The organism is Tenacibaculum sp. TB-56 (assembly GCF_059716275.2).
Window position 1 is genome coordinate 2,518,098 of record NZ_CM201367.1, and the last position, 18,291, is coordinate 2,536,388.

18 protein-coding genes are annotated in these 18,291 nt (G+C 31.5%); 7 read left to right on the plus strand and 11 right to left on the minus strand.

Annotated elements, in window-relative coordinates; translation table 11 throughout:
* Positions 1-25: 25 nt before the first annotated feature.
* From AC3VI6_RS12065 to AC3VI6_RS12080, 4 genes are read left to right on the plus strand one after another with little or no spacing between them, the layout of a single operon-like run.
* Positions 26-412 (plus strand): acyl-CoA thioesterase, encoded by a 387-nt coding sequence (locus AC3VI6_RS12065; RefSeq protein ID WP_435254855.1) that lies wholly within the window; start codon positions 26-28, stop codon positions 410-412.
* Between the two features lie 36 nt (positions 413-448).
* Complete coding sequence (locus AC3VI6_RS12070) at positions 449-1,567, plus strand: DEAD/DEAH box helicase (RefSeq protein ID WP_497706375.1); 1,119 nt, start codon at positions 449-451, stop codon at positions 1,565-1,567.
* Entirely contained in the window at positions 1,568-2,188 is a 621-nt protein-coding gene (locus AC3VI6_RS12075; RefSeq protein ID WP_497706376.1) for a trimeric intracellular cation channel family protein, read from the plus strand. It begins immediately after the preceding gene.
* Between the two features lie 8 nt (positions 2,189-2,196).
* Positions 2,197-2,658 carry a MaoC family dehydratase gene (locus tag AC3VI6_RS12080; RefSeq protein WP_497706377.1) on the plus strand — a complete coding sequence of 154 codons (462 nt, stop codon included), beginning with the start codon at positions 2,197-2,199 and terminating at the stop codon, positions 2,656-2,658.
* Between the two features lie 48 nt (positions 2,659-2,706).
* Here AC3VI6_RS12080 and AC3VI6_RS12085 read toward each other — a convergent pair whose 3' ends face one another.
* Positions 2,707-3,138 carry a hypothetical protein gene (locus AC3VI6_RS12085; RefSeq protein WP_274633654.1) on the minus strand — a complete coding sequence of 144 codons (432 nt, stop codon included), beginning with the start codon at positions 3,136-3,138 and terminating at the stop codon, positions 2,707-2,709.
* A gap of 317 nt (positions 3,139-3,455) precedes the next feature.
* Complete coding sequence (locus tag AC3VI6_RS12090) at positions 3,456-4,667, minus strand: RsmB/NOP family class I SAM-dependent RNA methyltransferase (protein WP_497706378.1); 1,212 nt, start codon at positions 4,665-4,667, stop codon at positions 3,456-3,458.
* Between the two features lie 61 nt (positions 4,668-4,728).
* Here AC3VI6_RS12090 and AC3VI6_RS12095 point away from each other — a divergent pair, with 61 nt between their 5' ends.
* Positions 4,729-7,260, plus strand: a complete 2,532-nt coding sequence (locus AC3VI6_RS12095) for a DUF559 domain-containing protein (protein WP_497706379.1) — start codon at positions 4,729-4,731, stop codon at positions 7,258-7,260.
* A gap of 9 nt (positions 7,261-7,269) precedes the next feature.
* Here AC3VI6_RS12095 and nhaA read toward each other — a convergent pair whose 3' ends face one another.
* From nhaA to AC3VI6_RS12120, 5 genes are all read right to left on the minus strand, one after another.
* A complete protein-coding gene (gene nhaA, locus AC3VI6_RS12100; protein WP_497706380.1) occupies positions 7,270-8,607 on the minus strand; it encodes a Na+/H+ antiporter NhaA in 1,338 nt (445 codons plus the stop codon).
* A gap of 115 nt (positions 8,608-8,722) precedes the next feature.
* Positions 8,723-10,195: a hypothetical protein gene (locus AC3VI6_RS12105; RefSeq protein WP_497706381.1), complete on the minus strand. Its 1,473-nt coding sequence runs from the start codon at positions 10,193-10,195 to the stop codon at positions 8,723-8,725.
* A gap of 55 nt (positions 10,196-10,250) precedes the next feature.
* On the minus strand, positions 10,251-10,868 hold the full coding sequence (locus AC3VI6_RS12110; protein ID WP_497706382.1) for a hypothetical protein: 618 nt from the start codon (positions 10,866-10,868) through the stop codon (positions 10,251-10,253).
* A gap of 109 nt (positions 10,869-10,977) precedes the next feature.
* Positions 10,978-11,787: a formate dehydrogenase accessory sulfurtransferase FdhD gene (gene fdhD, locus AC3VI6_RS12115; RefSeq protein ID WP_497706383.1), complete on the minus strand. Its 810-nt coding sequence runs from the start codon at positions 11,785-11,787 to the stop codon at positions 10,978-10,980.
* A 148-nt stretch (positions 11,788-11,935) separates the two neighbouring features.
* Entirely contained in the window at positions 11,936-13,123 is a 1,188-nt protein-coding gene (locus tag AC3VI6_RS12120; protein ID WP_497706384.1) for a class I SAM-dependent methyltransferase, read from the minus strand.
* A gap of 132 nt (positions 13,124-13,255) precedes the next feature.
* Between AC3VI6_RS12120 and AC3VI6_RS12125 the strand changes: the two genes are divergently transcribed.
* Positions 13,256-14,119, plus strand: coding sequence for an outer membrane beta-barrel protein (locus tag AC3VI6_RS12125; protein WP_497706385.1), 864 nt, complete (start codon positions 13,256-13,258; stop codon positions 14,117-14,119).
* Positions 14,120-14,189: 70 nt separating this feature from the next.
* Here the strand turns inward: AC3VI6_RS12125 and AC3VI6_RS12130 are convergent, their stop codons facing one another.
* Both AC3VI6_RS12130 and AC3VI6_RS12135 read right to left on the minus strand, forming a co-directional pair.
* On the minus strand, positions 14,190-14,876 hold the full coding sequence (locus tag AC3VI6_RS12130; RefSeq protein WP_497706386.1) for a hypothetical protein: 687 nt from the start codon (positions 14,874-14,876) through the stop codon (positions 14,190-14,192).
* Positions 14,860-15,777, minus strand: coding sequence for an ATP-grasp domain-containing protein (locus tag AC3VI6_RS12135; RefSeq protein WP_497706387.1), 918 nt, complete (start codon positions 15,775-15,777; stop codon positions 14,860-14,862). The genes AC3VI6_RS12130 and AC3VI6_RS12135 overlap by 17 nt, the downstream gene beginning before the upstream one ends.
* Positions 15,778-16,174: 397 nt before the next feature.
* Here AC3VI6_RS12135 and AC3VI6_RS12140 point away from each other — a divergent pair, with 397 nt between their 5' ends.
* On the plus strand, positions 16,175-16,837 hold the full coding sequence (locus AC3VI6_RS12140) for a PAS domain-containing protein (RefSeq protein WP_497706388.1): 663 nt from the start codon (positions 16,175-16,177) through the stop codon (positions 16,835-16,837).
* Between the two features lie 34 nt (positions 16,838-16,871).
* Here the strand turns inward: AC3VI6_RS12140 and prmC are convergent, their stop codons facing one another.
* Positions 16,872-17,735: a peptide chain release factor N(5)-glutamine methyltransferase gene (gene prmC, locus AC3VI6_RS12145; protein ID WP_497706389.1), complete on the minus strand. Its 864-nt coding sequence runs from the start codon at positions 17,733-17,735 to the stop codon at positions 16,872-16,874.
* A 42-nt stretch (positions 17,736-17,777) separates the two neighbouring features.
* A complete protein-coding gene (locus tag AC3VI6_RS12150) occupies positions 17,778-18,269 on the minus strand; it encodes a GNAT family N-acetyltransferase (protein ID WP_497706390.1) in 492 nt (163 codons plus the stop codon).
* Positions 18,270-18,291: the final 22 nt, after the last annotated feature.

Genomic DNA, 18,291 nt, shown 5'->3' on the forward strand with positions numbered 1-18,291 from the left:
AACATCAAACCTGTAAGTTTGTTATATGAATGTATTTGAACAAAAACATATTGTAACAGCTAATGAAATAGATGAGTATAACCATGTGAACAATGTGGTATACGTGCAATGGATGCAGAATATTTCTGATGCCCATTGGAAAGAGCTATCAAAAAAAGCGACAAATATTGATTATGTTTGGTTTGTTATTCGTCATGAAGTTGATTATAAAAATCAAGCTGTTTTGGGAGATGAAGTAACGCTTAGAACTTGGGTTGGTAAAACCGAAGGAATAAAATCTATTCGTCATTTTGAAATATATAGAGGCGAAACTTTATTAGTAAAATCTCAAACCACATTTTGTTTATTAGATGCTACTACTAAAAAACCAAAAAGAATTACGAAAGAAGTAACAAACTTATTATTACCGTAAAAAAGAACAATATCTTTGCACTTATAAATTTATACAATGACAACATTTACCGCATTAGGAGTACGAAAAGAGTATGTAAAAGGATTAAAAGAGTTAGGAATAACAACTCCTACTGAAGTGCAAGAAGAAGCGATACCTTACTTGCTTGAAAATAATTCAGATTTTATTGGATTAGCACAAACAGGAACTGGTAAAACAGCTGCATACGGTTTACCTATCTTACATAAAATAAATCCTTCTAAAGGCCATATTCAAGCGTTGATTTTAGCTCCGACTAGAGAATTAGCACAACAAATAAAAAAGCAATTATTTAAGTTTACAAAATATGTAGACGAACGAATTTTTGTAGAAGCTGTTTTTGGAGGTGAAAAAATTGATCGTCAAATCAATAGTTTAAAGAGAACTACTCATATCGTGGTAGCTACACCAGGTCGTTTAATTGATTTGATTGAGAGAGGTGAGGTTGATTTAAAAAATATCAACACTATTGTACTTGACGAAGCAGATGAAATGCTAAGCATGGGATTCAAATTAGAATTAAACCGTATTTTAAAATATACTTCAGGTACACGTAAAACATGGTTGTTTTCTGCTACAATGCCAGAAGAAATCAGAAGTATCATAAAAAAATACATGAGTTCTTCTGCTAAACAAGTAGAAGTAAACAAGAATTCTTTGGTGAATGCTAATATTACGCATCAGTTTGTAACAACTACGATTCCTGAAAAAACCGATGTTATTGTTAAGTTTTTAGAAAAACGACATACTGAAAGAGGTATTATATTTACAAGAACCAAAGCAGGAGCTCAAAAGTTAACAAAAGATTTAAAAGAAGAAGGATTTTCAGTAGAAGCTCTAGAAGGTGACATGCAGCAAAAAGAGCGTGATAAAGTAATGCGTGCTTTTAAAAATGAGAGTCTTCAAGTATTAGTTTCTACTGATGTAGCTGCAAGAGGAATCGATGTTCAAAACTTAGGTTTTGTACTACATCATCAATTACCAGAAAAGTTAGAATATTATACACATCGAAGTGGTAGAACAGCTAGAGCTGGTAAAAGAGGTGTGTCTTTAGTTTTAATTCTTCAAAATGAAAGAAATCGTATTGCTGAAGTGGAAAAAGAATTACAAATACAAATTTCAGAAATATCAATATAAATGAGTATCATCTACGCCATAGACTTAGCTGGAACTTTCGCCTTCGCCATTAGTGGAGCATTAGTGGCTATTCGAAAAAAGTTTGATGTTTTTGGTGTGCTCATTATAGCTTTTGTTACTGCTATTGGAGGTGGTATGACGCGTGATGTTCTTATTAATGCGCATCCTATAAATTGGATTGGTGATATCAATTATATCTGGATAATACTCACAGCAGTAGTGGTTACCTTTTTATTTAGAAGTAAAATAGCTCCACTAAGAAAAACAATGTTTTTATTCGATACGATTGGTATTAGTGTATTTACATTAATAGGCGTTCAAAAAGGATTGAGTTTTAACCTACATCCGTTTGTAGCGTTAGTTATGGGGATGTCTTCTGCTGTTATGGGAGGAGTTATTAGAGATGTGCTAACGAATGAAATTCCGCTGATTTTTCATAGAGAAATTTATGCTTCCGCCTGTTTAGCAGGAGGAATGGTGTACTTACTTTTACATCCTTTTAATATAAATGAAGATTTACTTTTTGTAATTTCTGCCGGAATAATTGTTTCTATTAGAACCATTGCTGTACAATATAAATTAGAATTACCTAGAATTAAGAAGGATATTTTTGGAAAATAATTTACCTTATGAAAAAACTAGTTTTTGAAAATTTAGAAGAACTTTCTAGTTTAGAAGGAAAACAATTACCGGTAGGAGAGTGGTATACTGTTACACAGCAAATGATTAATGATTTTGCCAATGCAACACTCGATAAGCAATGGATTCATATTGATGAAGAAAAAGCATCAAAATATTCTCCTACAGGAACAACCATAGCTCACGGATTTATGTCGGTTTCTATGCTTTCTGAATTAATTTCAAAGCAATTTGAGGTTAAAAGTATAAAAATGGGATTGAATTATGGATTGAATAAAGTACGTTTTCCAAACCCAGTTCCTGTTAATAGTGAATTGCGTTTAGTAAGTTCATTAAAACATTTAGAGGATTTTCAAAACGGAAAAAAACTCACATTTGATTGTACAATAGAAATAAAAGGACAAGAAAAACCCGCCTGTGTTGCTGAGTTTATCTTTGTCTTATTCGAATAAAAAAGCTGCTATAAAAAGCAGCTTTTTTATTGTAATTTGTGTTTTAGGTTAAGATAACCAGCCTTTTTCAATAGCTTTTTTAGAATACATTAATAAAAAGACTCCAATAAGAATAACCATCACAGGCATAATAACTCCACCAGGACCATATACTTCGGCAGCTTTACTCATAAATAAATTGTAAGACATTTGTGCTAGAATTGCTATTAAAGAAATTAGAAAAACAAATCTAGCTGCTTTTTTTCTCGCTAATAAGAAAATGCTGCCTAACAAACCAGCAAAGACTGCTATAGCAAATGCGGCTGTTACCCAAGCAGGAATGTTTTCGTATAAAGCTCTTTCAGTTTCTGGTAAAGCAGCTTTTACTTCATCTGTCATAAAAGCTTGTCCGATGTAAGACATTACACCTAAACCATTCCAAATAAGTGCAGCAACACCAATAATCCAAAACAATGTAGTAGGTTTGTTTGAGTTTGTCATAAAAATAGGTTTAAAGTTAGTTGTAGTTAAATGTAGGTACAAATAACTAAAAAAACAAAACAAACTGTAAATCAATACTTAACAAAATAGGTTTTTAAACGCTTTCTTAAAATAATGTTAAAGCTAAGAAGCTTGTGTAACGAGCCGTAAAAACAAACGTCTTATGAGTATATAATTACTTAACAAGTAATGTTTGGTGATTAGTTAGTTTTTAATAGTTGATTGAAAAAGGCTCGAGATATTATCCCGAGCCTTTTTTATATTTATTTTCTTGATATAGAAATCTAAGAATCTAACAATCCAAAAATCTAATCAGTTTATTTTCTTTCTAAAAGAGCCATATAAAATCCGTCATAACCAGATTTGTGCGACAATACTTTTTCATCTTTTACAAAAGTAAAATCTTTACCTTCATCAGATGCTAAAAAGAATTCTACTTGTTGTTGATTTTCTGAAGGTAATACTGAACAGGTTGCATATACCAATTTACCTCCTGGTTTCACCATCTTTGAGTATTGTTGCAATACTTCTTGCTGTGTTTCTCTAATTTGATCTAAAAATTCTGGTTGTAATTTCCATTTACTATCAGGATTTCTACGGATAACTCCTAAACCAGAACAAGGAGCGTCGATTAAAACTCTATCTGCTTTTCCATGTAGTTTTTTTATCACTTTAGTAGAATCAATTACACGAGTATCGATGTTATGAACACCGTTTCTACGAGCACGAACTTTTAACTTTTTCAATTTACTCTCATAAATATCCATCGCTATAATTTGCCCTTTGTTTTTCATTAAAGAAGCTAAGTGTAACGTTTTACCTCCAGCACCAGCACAAGTATCAACTACTTTCATACCTGGTTCAACATCTAAATAAGCAGCAACTAATTGTGAAGAAGCATCTTGTACTTCAAAAAAACCTTTCTTAAAAGCTTCCGTTTTAAATACGTTTGCTCTTTCAACCAATTTTAAAGCATCATCATATCCTTTGATGAATTCAGTGTCAATTCCCTCAGAAGCTAATTGTTTTTGTAAATGAGCTTTGGTGGTATTTAACGTATTTGTACGTAATATAACTTCTGCTTGTTTATTTAAAGCCGCTATTTCTTTGGTCCAAACTTCTTCTCCTAATTCTTGAACTCCAACTTCATCAATCCAATCAGGAATAGATTCTCTAAATTTTCTAATTTTTAATAATTCATCAAATTTCCCTTTAATTCTTCGAGATGGAGTAGGTTCTATCTGATTCCAATCTGGTAATTGAATTCCCTTTAACACACACCAAACAGCGAACAATCTCCATAAATCAGGACGGGAGTAAGGAGCTTTTACATTCGCAATTTCAGAATACAATCGTTTCCAGCGAACAATATCATAAATCGTTTCCGCAACAAATTTTCTATCACGTGCTCCCCAGCGTTTATCTCTTTTTAACGCCTGCTCTACAGCTTTGTCAGCATATACATCTTCATTAAAAATATCGCGTAAACTATCTATAACCGCGAAAACTAAATTTCTATGTAATCTCATTTGATGAATTTAAGAGTGCAAAGATAGTTGATTTTAATGGCTTTTTGTATTTTCGTTCTCAATGAATTTAAACCATCCAGTAACATACATAAAAGGCGTAAGTGTAGCAAGAGCTGAGTTGTTATATAGTGAATTAGGTATTAAAACCTGTGGGGACTTGTTACACCTGTTTCCGTTTCGATATATAGATAAAACACAGTTTTACACTATTAGTCAGTTGCAACAAAACTCTGCTGAAGTTCAAATTGTAGGAAAAATTACAGGAGTAAAAACCGTAAAACAAAAAAGAGGAAGTCGATTAGTAGCTACTTTTTCTGATAATACAGGTTCTATGGAATTGGTATGGTTTAAAGGAGCGAAATGGATAAAAGATAGCTTGAAAGTAGAAGTTCCATATGTAATTTACGGAAAGTTAAATTGGTATAACGGAACTCCGAACATGCCGCATCCAGAAATGGAAACGGTAAAAGAATACAAAAGCAAGCTGCAAATGGCTATGCAACCTGTGTATCCATCAACTGAAAAACTCGGTACAAAAGGAATAAGCAATAAAGTTATGCGTGGCATGATTCAGAATTTGTTTCAGCAGGTGTATGGTAGTATTGAAGAAACTTTTCCGCAATATTTTATAGAAGAACATCAGTTTTTAGGCAAAAAAGAATCACTATTAAATATTCACTTTCCTAAAAATCAAGAATTATTAGCCAAAGCACAATATCGATTAAAGTTTGAAGAATTATTTTTTATACAACTCCAGTTATTACAAAAAAAGCTCATTCGAAAATCGAAACTAAAAGGATTTATTTTTGAGCATGTAGGAGAGGAGTTTACTAATTTTTACAACAATCATTTACCTTTCGATTTAACAGGAGCTCAAAAACGTGTATTAAAAGAAATCCGTAAAGATGTTGGTTCTGGAGCTCATATGAACCGCTTATTACAAGGTGATGTAGGTTCAGGAAAAACGATTGTAGCTTTATTAACTATGTTGTTAGCAATTGATAATGGTTATCAGGCTACGATTATGGCTCCTACAGAAATTTTAGCTATACAGCATTATAATGGGATAGTAGATTTATTGAAAAACACGAATATTCATGTTGATTTATTAACCGGATCTACAAAAACCAAAAAGCGTAGAGAAATTCATGAAAGTTTAGAAGATGGTTCGCTACATATCTTGATAGGAACTCATGCTATTTTAGAAGATAAAGTACAATTTAAAAATCTAGGGATTGCTATTATTGATGAGCAACATCGTTTTGGAGTAGCACAACGAAGAAAGTTATGGGAGAAGAGCCCAACCCCAGCCCTTCCCAAAGGGAAGGGAGAAGAAGTTCGTAAGAAGTATATGACAGCTCGTCCTTCAACATATAAACTTTTAAAAGAACTACAAGAGCAACGTAAAAAGCAAACAACACCTGCTGAGCGAGCTTTATGGGAAAGTTTAAAAACAAAACAACTAGGATATAAGTTTAGGAGACAACATATAATAGATGAATTTATAGTTGATTTTGTTTGTTTAGAGAAAAAACTTATCGTTGAAGTAGATGGGAAATATCATGAAAACCCTGAGCAACAAGAAGCCGACAATTTACGTACTGAAATTTTAACTGATTTTGGATATAGGGTAATTAGATTTACCAATGAAGAAGTTATTGGAAACACCGATAATGTTCTAGAAAATATAAAAGAAACTTTAAAAAGCCTCCCCTTAGGGGAGGTTGGAGGGGCTATTGTTCCTCCACATATTTTAGTGATGACAGCAACACCTATACCAAGAACATTAGCAATGTCGGTATATGGTGATTTAGACATTTCTGTGATTGATGAACTGCCTCCTGGTCGTAAAGAAATAAAAACGGTACATCGTTATGATAGTAATCGTTTAGGTGTTTTTAAGTTTTTGAAAGATGAAATAGCTAAAGGGAGACAAGCTTATGTGGTATATCCTTTAATCCAAGAATCTGAAGCGATGGATTACAAAGACTTAATGGATGGTTATGAGAGTATTTCTCGAGAATTTCCTTCTCCAAAATACCAAATAAGTATTGTTCATGGTCAAATGAAACCAGCTGATAAAGATTATGAAATGGAACGATTTGCCAAAGGAGATACTCAAATTATGGTAGCTACTACAGTTATTGAAGTGGGAGTGAATGTACCAAACGCCTCTGTGATGGTTATAGAAAGTGCTGAACGTTTTGGGTTGAGTCAATTGCATCAATTGCGAGGTAGAGTAGGGCGTGGAGCTGAGCAAAGCTACTGTATCTTATTATCGAGTTACAAATTATCTTCTGATGGAAAAACTCGATTACAAACTATGGTAGAAACTACAGACGGTTTTAAAATAGCCGAAGTGGATTTAAAACTTCGTGGTCCCGGAAATATTATGGGAACACAACAAAGTGGAGTGTTAAACCTTAAAATAGCGGATGTTGTTAAGGATAGTCCAATATTACATGTAGCACGTAAAGCTGCCATAAATTTACTTCAAGAAGATCCTAGTTTATCTAAAAAAGAAAATGCCAACTTGCTAAAAACGTATGAAAAACTACGCAAAACAAGTGGCATATGGAGTAATATTAGTTAGAATTAAGTGCTAGCTGGAGCTAGTACTTAACTCTTCATCATTCATAGTGTTATCAGTTTTATTATACCTTAATATCAGATATCCAATTATAGCTGAAACAAGAGACCCTAGTAAAACACCGATTTTAGCTGATCCTAAAAACTCTGGGCTTTTTGCAAAGGCCAAACTAGCAATAAAAATTGCCATGGTAAACCCGATTCCTGCTAAAAACGATACACCTACAATATGTTGCATATTAATATCTTTAGGAATCTCTATTATTTTAAGCTTTTTAACTATGGTAATAATTGTAGTAATACCAATACTGTTTCCTAAAATTAAGCATAAAGCTATATGTATTATTAATGCTGAATCTAAATGCGCATTGCTATCAAATATTAAAACTCCGGCATTAGCTAAAGCAAAAATTGGAATAATTACATAGGCAACAATGTCGTGCAATTTGTGCTCTAAAAGCTGAAGAGGTGATTGATAATCTTCTATCCAATGATCTAAATTATCTATTTCAGAAATTTGTTCCTTAGAAAGTATTGGCATAGAGGTATCCTTAGCACTTTTAATGTTTTTTATTATTTGCGATAAGTTATCTATGAATTTAGGTGTGTCTACCTTTTGTCTAATAGGAACTGCAAAAGCCATTAAAATTCCCGCAACAGTTGGATGTATTCCTGCTTTAAGGAATAATACCCAAATAACTGTACCAAACATAAATGTTATATAATGAGAATAAAAACCTCTGTGAGCAATAAAATAAAGGAAAGCTAACAACCCTATCGCAATAGAAATTAAGGTAACATCAATACTACTGCTATAAAAAAGAGCAATTACTAATACAGCACCTATATCATCAACAATTGCAAATGCAGTTAAAAATACTTTTAAACTCAGAGGAACCCTGCCACCTAAAGTATTTAAAACAGCTAACGAAAAAGCAATATCTGTAGCCATAGGAACACCCCAACCATGAGCTGTTTCTGGATCTTCATTTAAAATAACAAAAAACAAAACAGGAAACAACATTCCACCTACAGCTCCAAAAAGTGGGAATGCTAGTTTCTTTGTAGTGTTTAATTCACCTATTAAAAATTCTCTTTTAATTTCTAATCCAATTAAAAAGAAGAATACTGCCATTAAGCCATCATTTATCCAAAGTATAAGCGGTTTGTATAATTCAAAATGCTCAGACTTGAACCCTATTTTGTATTCCCAAAGAGCTTGATAACTGTCTTTAAAAGGAGAGTTTGCCCAAATAAGGGCTAATAAAGTAGCTGCTAATAGCAAAATACCACTAGCACTTTCTGTTTTTATAAATTTTTGCAGTGGAGATATAATCCTCTTTTTAATCATACGTATATATAAATTGTGCTTTACTAATATTTGAAAAAAGTAAAGATATTAATTCTTTTTGTTTTTGAGAGCGAAGATAATTTATCAAATTTTAACGAAAGGTTAAATTTTTAAATTACTTAACACTTAAAAAGGAAAAACGATACGAAATTCCTAAATTTAATTGAGTGCTACTTAAGCTTCCTCCTCTTGCTTTTACATAACCAGCACCTAACCTGATGTTTAAGTTATTCGTTAGTTTGTGATTAACACCAACACTAGGTTTAATTATTAATCCTTGTCCTGTACTAATGCCACCACCACCAGCTGCACCACCTAATACTTGTGCAAAAAGAGAGGTTTTACCATTAAAAAACTCATTGGTTTGAGCTCCTAATCCTACAATTCCTTCAGCATAAGCTCCTGCATCACCAAAATCGGCAAATGAGGTTTGACCTGCTGCATACAAATACTTATTTAAGAAGAAGTTTAGCTGTAATGAAATTTGATGCATGTTTTGATTAAATCCACCATCTCTTGCTGCATCTAGGTATAAATCTTGCTTAATAATAGTTTCAAAACCTTTAAACTTACCTTCTGTAAATTTTCTTTCCTCAGGTAAAACACCATCTCTGTCTACATAATATTTTAGCCCTAAACCGAAAGTAGATGAAACGAAGTGTGAGTTAGGACTCATCATATACCCTTTATTAATTGAGGCGTAAACATTATCAAATAATTTTTGCTCTAAAGAAATATCAGGATAAATTAAAAAACCTCCTTTGGTATCAACTCCGCCACCGCCTCCGGCGCCTACACCAAATTTAGTTAAAATATTCGTACGATTTTTATTCATTGATAAATGATATCCACCACCTAAGAAAATATCCATATAACCTGCTTTAATTCCGTGGTACGCACCATCAGCCTTTACAAAAAAGAAAAAGCTATCTGTGATATAGGAATTTAGCTCAAAACCGGCTAAACGTATTGTGTTTCCTTCATAAGAACCTTTGGTTACTTTGGCGTTATTTAAGTGAACCAATAAAGAAATTCGATTACTTAAAGTGTTCCATGAGGTGGTTTTTAAATCTTCAATAGAGAAAGAGTTTTCTCTGTCTTTGAAATCAGCTGTTTTAAAGGATAAAGGAATTTGTAAAGCTACATTAAGTTGACTTCCGTTAATTGTTCCTCCGTCAAAAAAATCAACATAACTATATCCTGCTGTGGCTGAAAAGTGTTTAAAATCGTACCCTAAATTAAAGTGAGGTAAAATGAATGCACCGCCACCATCAGGAGCTGATGCGCCTCCACCACCACCAAAATGAAGTCCAGCATCTACAAATAACTTATCCGTTATTTTTTGTTGAATTCCAGCATTAACTCCCAAGGTAAAAAAACCACCACGAATACCGCCTACAGCACCATATAAACCAACTCCTGCATAACTCCAATCATTAAGTTTCAGGTTGTAATGGAGTCCTGTATAATCCATATTTTGTTCTCCTTCAGGCATTTTAATAGACAAGAAATCTATTTGTCCAAAACCTACTTGTGTTTTTTGCTCTGGAATGGTGCTCGTTTGAGCATAAAAAAAATGAACACTCATTAGTAAATTTACTATGAGTGCTCTTTTAAAAAAAATGTTTAGCATTTTAGCTTATTTAATTATGTATTTGCTGACGCTCTCCATTTATATATGAAGCAATAAAAGCATCTTCAAATCCTACTTTAATTAGTTCTTTCTTTAATTCTCTTGCTTCCTCTAAGGTTAAGAATAACCCTAAAGAATATTTAAAATAACCGTCTGCATTAGCTACTATTGAAGGAATAACTTTTGAAGACAATAAAGGGTATTGATTGTTTGATAACACCCCTATTTGAACAGAGTAAATAGTTTCTCCTCTTGTTTCTTCTGCTATTTCATTTGTAGCTGTTTCAATATCAATGTTAGATATTTCTGCATCTCCACTTCTTGCAGCTCTTGCATTAGCTCTACTAATACTATCTAGTACTCTGTATGCCTCTTGTTTTTTTACTGATTCAATATCTACATTATTAATAGCACTGTTACCGCCGTAAGCATAAAAATAATAAGCTGCTCCTGAAGCTATTCCTAATAACAGTCCTAAAAAGATTGATAATCCTCTTGAACTTTTCTTAAATGAAGAGAATTCTTCTTGAGTACTGGCTAATTCATTTTCAGCTTCCTCTCTTTGTAATTTTGAATTGTCTAAGTCTTCTTGTATTAACTTAAACTTTTCTTCTTCTATAAAAGGCATAAGTATGTGGGTTGATTAGTTAATATTCTGTGCACTAAAATACAAATCTTTTTTTTATCGTTAAGTTGTGATGAAAAACGTTCTTTTTTTATGGTAATATCCTTTAAACTTAAGATAAAAATTGAGGATTTGCATAAACAGTCATTTTATCACCTCTGCGAAAACCAATTAAGCAAATTCCGAATTCTTTGGCAAAATCTACTGCTAATGATGAACAAGCTGAAACAGCTATTATAAACGGTATTTTTGCTAAAAAAGCTTTCGATACTATTTCGTAAGAAACTCTACCGCTTACTAACATATATTTAGCTTCTTTAAGTTTCGAATTACTTATTAAATCACCTACACATTTATCAACTGCATTGTGGCGACCAATATCTTCTTGTATTGTTAAGAGTTCATGTTTTTTATTGAAGATTGCGCAAGCATGGCTTCCTCCGGTTGTTTTAAATATTTTTTGTAATTCTTTCATTTTTAAAAACATACCGTCTATAACATAAATAAAAGATTTAATATTTTTAGAATCTTCATTTTCCAGAGAATTTCCTGATACTTTTAAATCTTTTAATTCTTTTTTTCCGCAAATACCACAAGAAGAAATAGATAAAAGAGTACGTTTGTTTAAATAGCCCTTTCCTAATTTTTCTTTCGCAATAGTTACATTCATTATGGTAGAAAAATCTTCTTCTGTTTTTACAACACTCAGTTTGAAGTCTTCATTTTTCTTACAAATATCTTCTGCAAATAATAAGCCTTTTATCAAGGCTTCATCACTTCCAGGAGTACGCATAACAACCGTGTAAGGCTCATTATTTATATTGATTTGCAAAGGAGCCTCAATAACAAGAGAGTCTTCTATTTTAACAGAAGAGTTCTTAGATAACTTTACAGATTGATATATGCTTGATTGTTTCGTCATAAAACAAATTTATATAAAAGGTAGCTAAAGAAAAAAGCCTTGATTTAAGTATCAAGACTTTTAAAATATTTTGCTTCCCCTAATAACAAAATATTTCTTAAATATAAGGAAGTTATGTTAGTTAGGCAACTTTATTTTTTACGTAATACTATGGAATAGTAGTTTTTACACAATTAACAACTATTAACTCATTGTTTAAATTTGTTGAAAAGAAAAGAAATGTATCTCCTCCATCTTTTAATTTAGTTTCTTTTCTTATTTGCGCCACTGTTTTCGGAAAATTACGGGTCGTGATATTGGCTTTATCTACTTTTATCTCTCTTTTTAGTTTCTTTTTGTTATATGGAAAAACAGAAATAATTTCAAAAATCCTTCCAGGGAAATCTTCGATTAATTTTTCAGAAGTATACAAGTGAGAATGTTGATGTAGTTTATGTACTTTTAATTGACTTGCAACTTCATTAAAACCTCCAGACTTTAAAATAGCTACATTAGGTTCGTATAAGTATTTTTGAGGGAGCCAATATTCTAAATCAATCTTACTTTCTAAAGAAAAATCAAGATGTTGATTATTGTTTTTCAAGAAGTTAACTGTTTTTATTTCAATATTTTCTTTAAACCTATTTTTTAACAGAAAAAGTAACTCTTTTACCTCATTATTAACAGCTACGATGTGAATTTCTTTAACAAATTTTAATTCATTTATAGTTGAAGTTATATCTAAAATAGGAGAGTTCTTAATTAAAATAGTCTCTGATTTATCGAATAAAAAATCCAAATTTTCAGGTACATTTGGTAAACAATCTTTTAACAAAAAGACCTTTCCTTTTATATCACTTCTTCGAGATGGATCTATATAAATACAATCAAATTTTAGAGATGTATCTTTTAAGTATTCTAATCCGTCACCAGCTATCGTTTTTATATTTGAAACACCTAATTGCTTGTAATTATGAGCAACAATTTCAGATAAATCATTATTAATCTCACAATGAACAACTTTTTTAAACGTTTTAGAAAAAGCTAAACAATCTACACCAAAACCTCCGGTAATATCAATAATAGATTCTCCCTGTACCAATTTTGACTTATAATCAGCTGTAATTTCTGAAGAAGTTTGTTCAATACTAATTTTTGCGGGGTAATAAATGTTTTCCGTAGCAAACCAAGTGGGTAGTTTTTTCTCAGACTTCTGCTTTGCGACTAGTTGATTTGCTAATTCTTGCACGGTAACATCCTCAAAAGGACTCCCTTTAAAAATTAATTCTTCAATATTAGCGCGTAAGTTTTTGTTAATATAACTCTGAACCTCAGTATGTAATATATTTTTATTCAAAAAAAATGATTTATTGAGTACTCCTTACTGCAATAATACTAATAATTTAACAGTTCTTATACGCAGCTAATCCTAGATTTTTACTAGGTTTGTTTACTTAATTATCAATTTAAAGTTAACAAATAATTTATTATGAAAAAAAGTATTTTAATGCTTGCTATGATTTTAATTACAGCAAGCGCAAGTGCTCAATTTTATGTTTCTGCTAGTGGAGGTTATTCAATTGGAAGTGCAGGAGTAAGATTTGGAACTGAAACAACAACTGCAGGAGTAGAGAACACTTACGGTAGTTATGGAGAAGGTATACACACTCAATTAAGAGGTGGGTATTTTTTTAATGACACTTTTGGTGTAGAAGTAGGTGTTGGGTATTTAAATGGAGCAGATCAAACTATAAACAAAGTTAATCTAGCAGGTCAACCTGAAATTGATATTTACTCAAGAGGTAGAGCTTACGGTGCATCTGCTTCTTTAATTTATAAGTTTACTAATAACATCTATGGTAGAGTAGGTTTTTTAACAAAAATAGGAGGTAGAACTGAAGCTGTTGGAAAAATGCATGGAATTAAATTACCTGCAGGAACACTACCAGGTGTGCCAGTAGAAACAACTTTAGATGTTGATTTTGTTCATGATTTTAAAGGACGTTTTCCTTTAGGTGCTATTGCAGCAATTGGTTATAAGCATGATTTATCTAAAAATGTAGCTATTTTTGGTGAATTTGAGTATATGGGAATTAGTGTTACTAGAGATACTTCTAAAATGTCTGAGTTTTCAGCTTCTATTAGAGAAAATGGAGCAACATTAAATATCGATCAGGTAAGAGGTATTTTAACAGCAGGAGGAAATTCTGCAGCTGCATTATTTCATGATAATATAGAGTATGTTGATGAGTTACCTTTAGGAAACACAGATACTTCTAAGCAGTTATCTCAAAAAGTACCATATTCTTCTTTTGGTATTAACTTCGGAATATCTTACAGCTTCGGAAAATAATTTTTTTTATTATAACAAAAAAGAGCAGCGATATCGCTGCTCTTTTTTGTTATAATAATTTTTCACTAGGTTAATTGTATCCTTTAACATCTCCCATATCTAACACACCTACAGCCATTTCATGTTTTGTTGGTAGTATTGCTCCCGATTCTGTAGTTACCCAATCGCTCCAAGTAGCTTCCATTCCGCCAGTAGGAATTATAGAAACCCACATTTTATAACTAGTAGGTTTACCACTTTCATCTAAAATCCATAAATACGAGTCTCCTGGTGTTGAACCACCAGTTGTATAAGTAACTAATAAAGCATCTTTGCCATCATATTGCACCAGTCTTCGCTCTATACCATCGTCAAAAACTTTATATGGAGCAACTAACCAAAAACTATCATTATTAAAATAATCGATTGATTTTTGAAGAATTTCTTTGTTGTTATTTTCTTTTCCATCAATCAAAACAATACTCTTTTCAGGTTCTTTGGTGTGTAATATTACTTTGTTGGTATCCCAAGATACTTCAACTATGTTTTTTTGTTTATCCCATTTATAAAAGCGTTTTCCTCTAAAACTCCATTCTATAAAACGTGTGTTTTTATATGCTTCATAATTTAATGCATTCAGCATTTTAGTAGCTAATTCATTCGCTTTAGGCCCCTGTTTTCCTGAAGGAAGACTTTCGTTATTCTTAAAGTAGAAAACAACTAAAACTATCCCTCCAATTAAAAGTAAACCACCCAGTATTTTAAATAGCTTTTTCATCTTTATTGATTAATTGTTTAATTCCTTTAGCTAATTCATCAGCTGCAGCTGGTTGTTCTCTAAACCATAGTTCTGGCTCTATCAATTCTAATTCAGCAATAGCCAATTTATCATTATTATCAGTAAACACATCTACCCGAGCATAAATAGGCAACTCTATACAAGCTTTTACAGCATTCTCAGCAAAGTCAATTTCTTCTTGAGTAGGAGAGTAGCTATGTACAGATCCTCCAAAATCATCTTGTACTCTAAAGTCTCCTGATTTGGCTATTTTTAATACAGCATGTGTAAACTTACCATTCATTACCATTAATGATATTTCACCTTTTTTTACAATGTTATACTGAAAAGGTTGAAGAATCATAGCTTCTTCAGCTATCAATTCAGAAAAAACAGTTTCAAAAGTCTCTATGTTTTCTGGATTGATTTTATAGGTATGTCTTGCTGCTCCTGAAATACACGGCTTTAAAACAAACTCTTTTAAACCAAACTGATTTGAAAGTTCTTTAAGGGTTTGAGTAGTGCCTTGTTCTATAAAATATGATTCACAAATATGCACTCCGTTTTGTTGCAAATCTTGCAAATAATGTTTGTCAATATTCCAACGAATTATTTTTTCTGAATTTAATAAAATTGTTTGCTGACTCACATTATTTAACCATTCAGAAAATTCAGAAAATCGATCAAAATAGTCCCATGTAGTTCTAAATAAAATATAACGAGTTGTTGACCAATCAAAACTAGCATCATCCCAAGAAAGACGATCAACTTTTAAATCTTGATTTTCAAGAGCTATTTTTACATAATTGTCTTCATCAAGTACGTTTTTAGTGTATGCGTTAATTTCAGTTGGATTTACATATCTTTTATCTGTTAAGATAATTACATCGTATTTTTTCATATTCGCAATGTAGTTCAATTTTAAATTTGATGTAGTTTTAAATAATAAAAAAAGAAAAGTACTTGATTTTACTGATAAAATGCAAAATTAACTTAAAAAAAATGACACTTAAAGAATTAAAGATCTAGTTTCTTGATAAGTATGTAATCTTAAATTTTTATTTAACGTTAATATAACTTTATCTTGATTTAATAAACAAAATCTATTAAAATAGTATGATTTTTGTCATGTTTTTTAGAAAAGTTGATCTTTAGGTTTGTGCCAGCTGTGATAAGAAAACTTCATTATAATGCTATGTTTTTCTTTCAGTAAATTGTTTTTAAGTCCCCGAATAATCTAAATATAAATCTCAAAACCAAATCTTTAAATTACAAAAACACAAATCAATTTAATAAATATGACAACTAACTCAGAAAGAAAGTGGGATACTTTGAAAAGAAATCCAAAACTACCAACTCCAACTCCTGTAGATCGCGAAATTATTTTAGATGAAAATGCTATTCTACTTAGTATAACAGATACAAGAGGTGTAATTGAATATTGTAATGAAGATTTTGTCGAATCTTCTGGTTATGAAGAATACGAATTAGTAGGATCTGGTCACAATGTTGTTAGACATCCAGATATGCCACGAGTAATTTTTAAGCTTATGTGGGAGCGCATTCAAAAGAAACAAAACATAATTGCTTTTGTTAAAAACATGGCTAAAACAGGTAGGTATTATTGGGTAATGACTGATTTTGTTGTAAAAGAAAATGAAAAAGGTCAAGTAACAAACTACAAAGCTTTACGAAAACCAGCTCCTAGAAAAGCTATACAAGAAGTCATCCCTTTGTATAAGAGATTAAGAGAAATAGAAGACCTTAATGGAATTGAGGCTTCAGAAAAATTCTTGAAAGGTTTTTTAGATTCTAAAAACACTGATTATGATTCTTATATAGAAAGATTAATTACCGATAATTTAGGTAGTTTTTCAGAAAGTAACACTCCTCAAGAAGTTGGAGGAACTACTGAAAAGAAAAAAGGATCTTTCTTTAAAAGATTCTTTGGAATAGAATAACACTCAAGATCATTCCCCAGTAAAGGTTTTATGTTTAATAAGTTACTTTAATCATCCGATTGTTACCAAACAAATCTTTTCGAAGTTCAACTTTGGTAAAACCTTTACGCTTTAACATTTCTATAGTTTCAGAGCCTAAATACTGATTGATTTCAAAAAAAAGCAATCCGTTTTTAGTTAACGACTTAATAGCTAAATCGGCTATTTTTTTATAGAAAATCAACGGATTATCATCATCAACAAATAACGCTAAATGTGGTTCGTTTTCTAAAACATTGTTTTTGATTTCTACTTTTTCTAATTCGCGCACATAAGGTGGATTAGATACTATCACATTGTATTGTTCAGATAAACTCTCAGTTTGTAATATATCTTGAAGTATAAAAGTAACTTCAGCTTTGTTTAACAAAGCATTCTCCTTAGCCACTTTTAAAGCTTCCTCAGATACATCAATAGCGCTTACTTTTGCACCTGGAAGCTCTTTTTTTAAGCTGATAGGAATACAGCCTGTGCCTGTTCCTATATCTAAAATAGATAATTGCTGTTTGTTATTTTCTAAACCTAATTCTTTTACCTTATTAAGAATCCATTCAACTAATTCTTCGGTTTCTGGTCTCGGAATTAGTGTGTTTTCATTTACCTTAAAAGGATATCCATAAAACTCTGTTTTTCCTAATATGTACTGAATAGGTTCTTCTTTTTGTAATCTAGTAAGAGCCGTGTTTAAAAGATCATACTTTTTTGAAGGGATTTCTAAAGTTGGTTGTAAAGTAAAGTCTATTCGTTGTAATCCTAAATATTCTTCTATCAACAAAAAAAAGAAAGTATCTATTTCTGTTTTAGGAAATATACTTTCTAATTTTTCCGTAAAATAAACTCTAAAGTGTTTTAAATTCATTAAAATTTCTTTTCTAAAAATCCAGTAATCCAACTATCTATACTACAAATCTTTTAGCATCCAAACATTACACGAATAATGACCTGTGTTTCCCATAGGTTTATCAAGATTTATGAATCCGTTTTTCGTATATAAAGCTCTCGCAGCTTCCATGTATGGCATGGTTTCTAAATAACATTGCTCATAACCTTGTTGTTTGGCCTTATCTAAGCAATAATCAATTAATTTACTTCCTAAACCTTTTCCTCTAGCAATGGGCAAGAAGTACATTTTTTGAAACTCACATACGTTACCTTCAAAATTGTCTAAAGGAGCAAAACCAGCACCGCCAACAACTTTTCCTTGATGCTCTATTACAAAATAACCAGCCTTATCTTTTTGGTAAGTTTCGTACATCTCATCGGTAGCTTTATCTTCATAAGCTGTTCCTACCTTAGGAACTCCAAATTCGATTAATACACCGCGTATAACTGCTGCTAATTCCGCATTATCTTGCGGTTTTACTTCTCTAATAATAAAATCAGAAGGTATCATAAGAATATAGTACTTTTGCTAA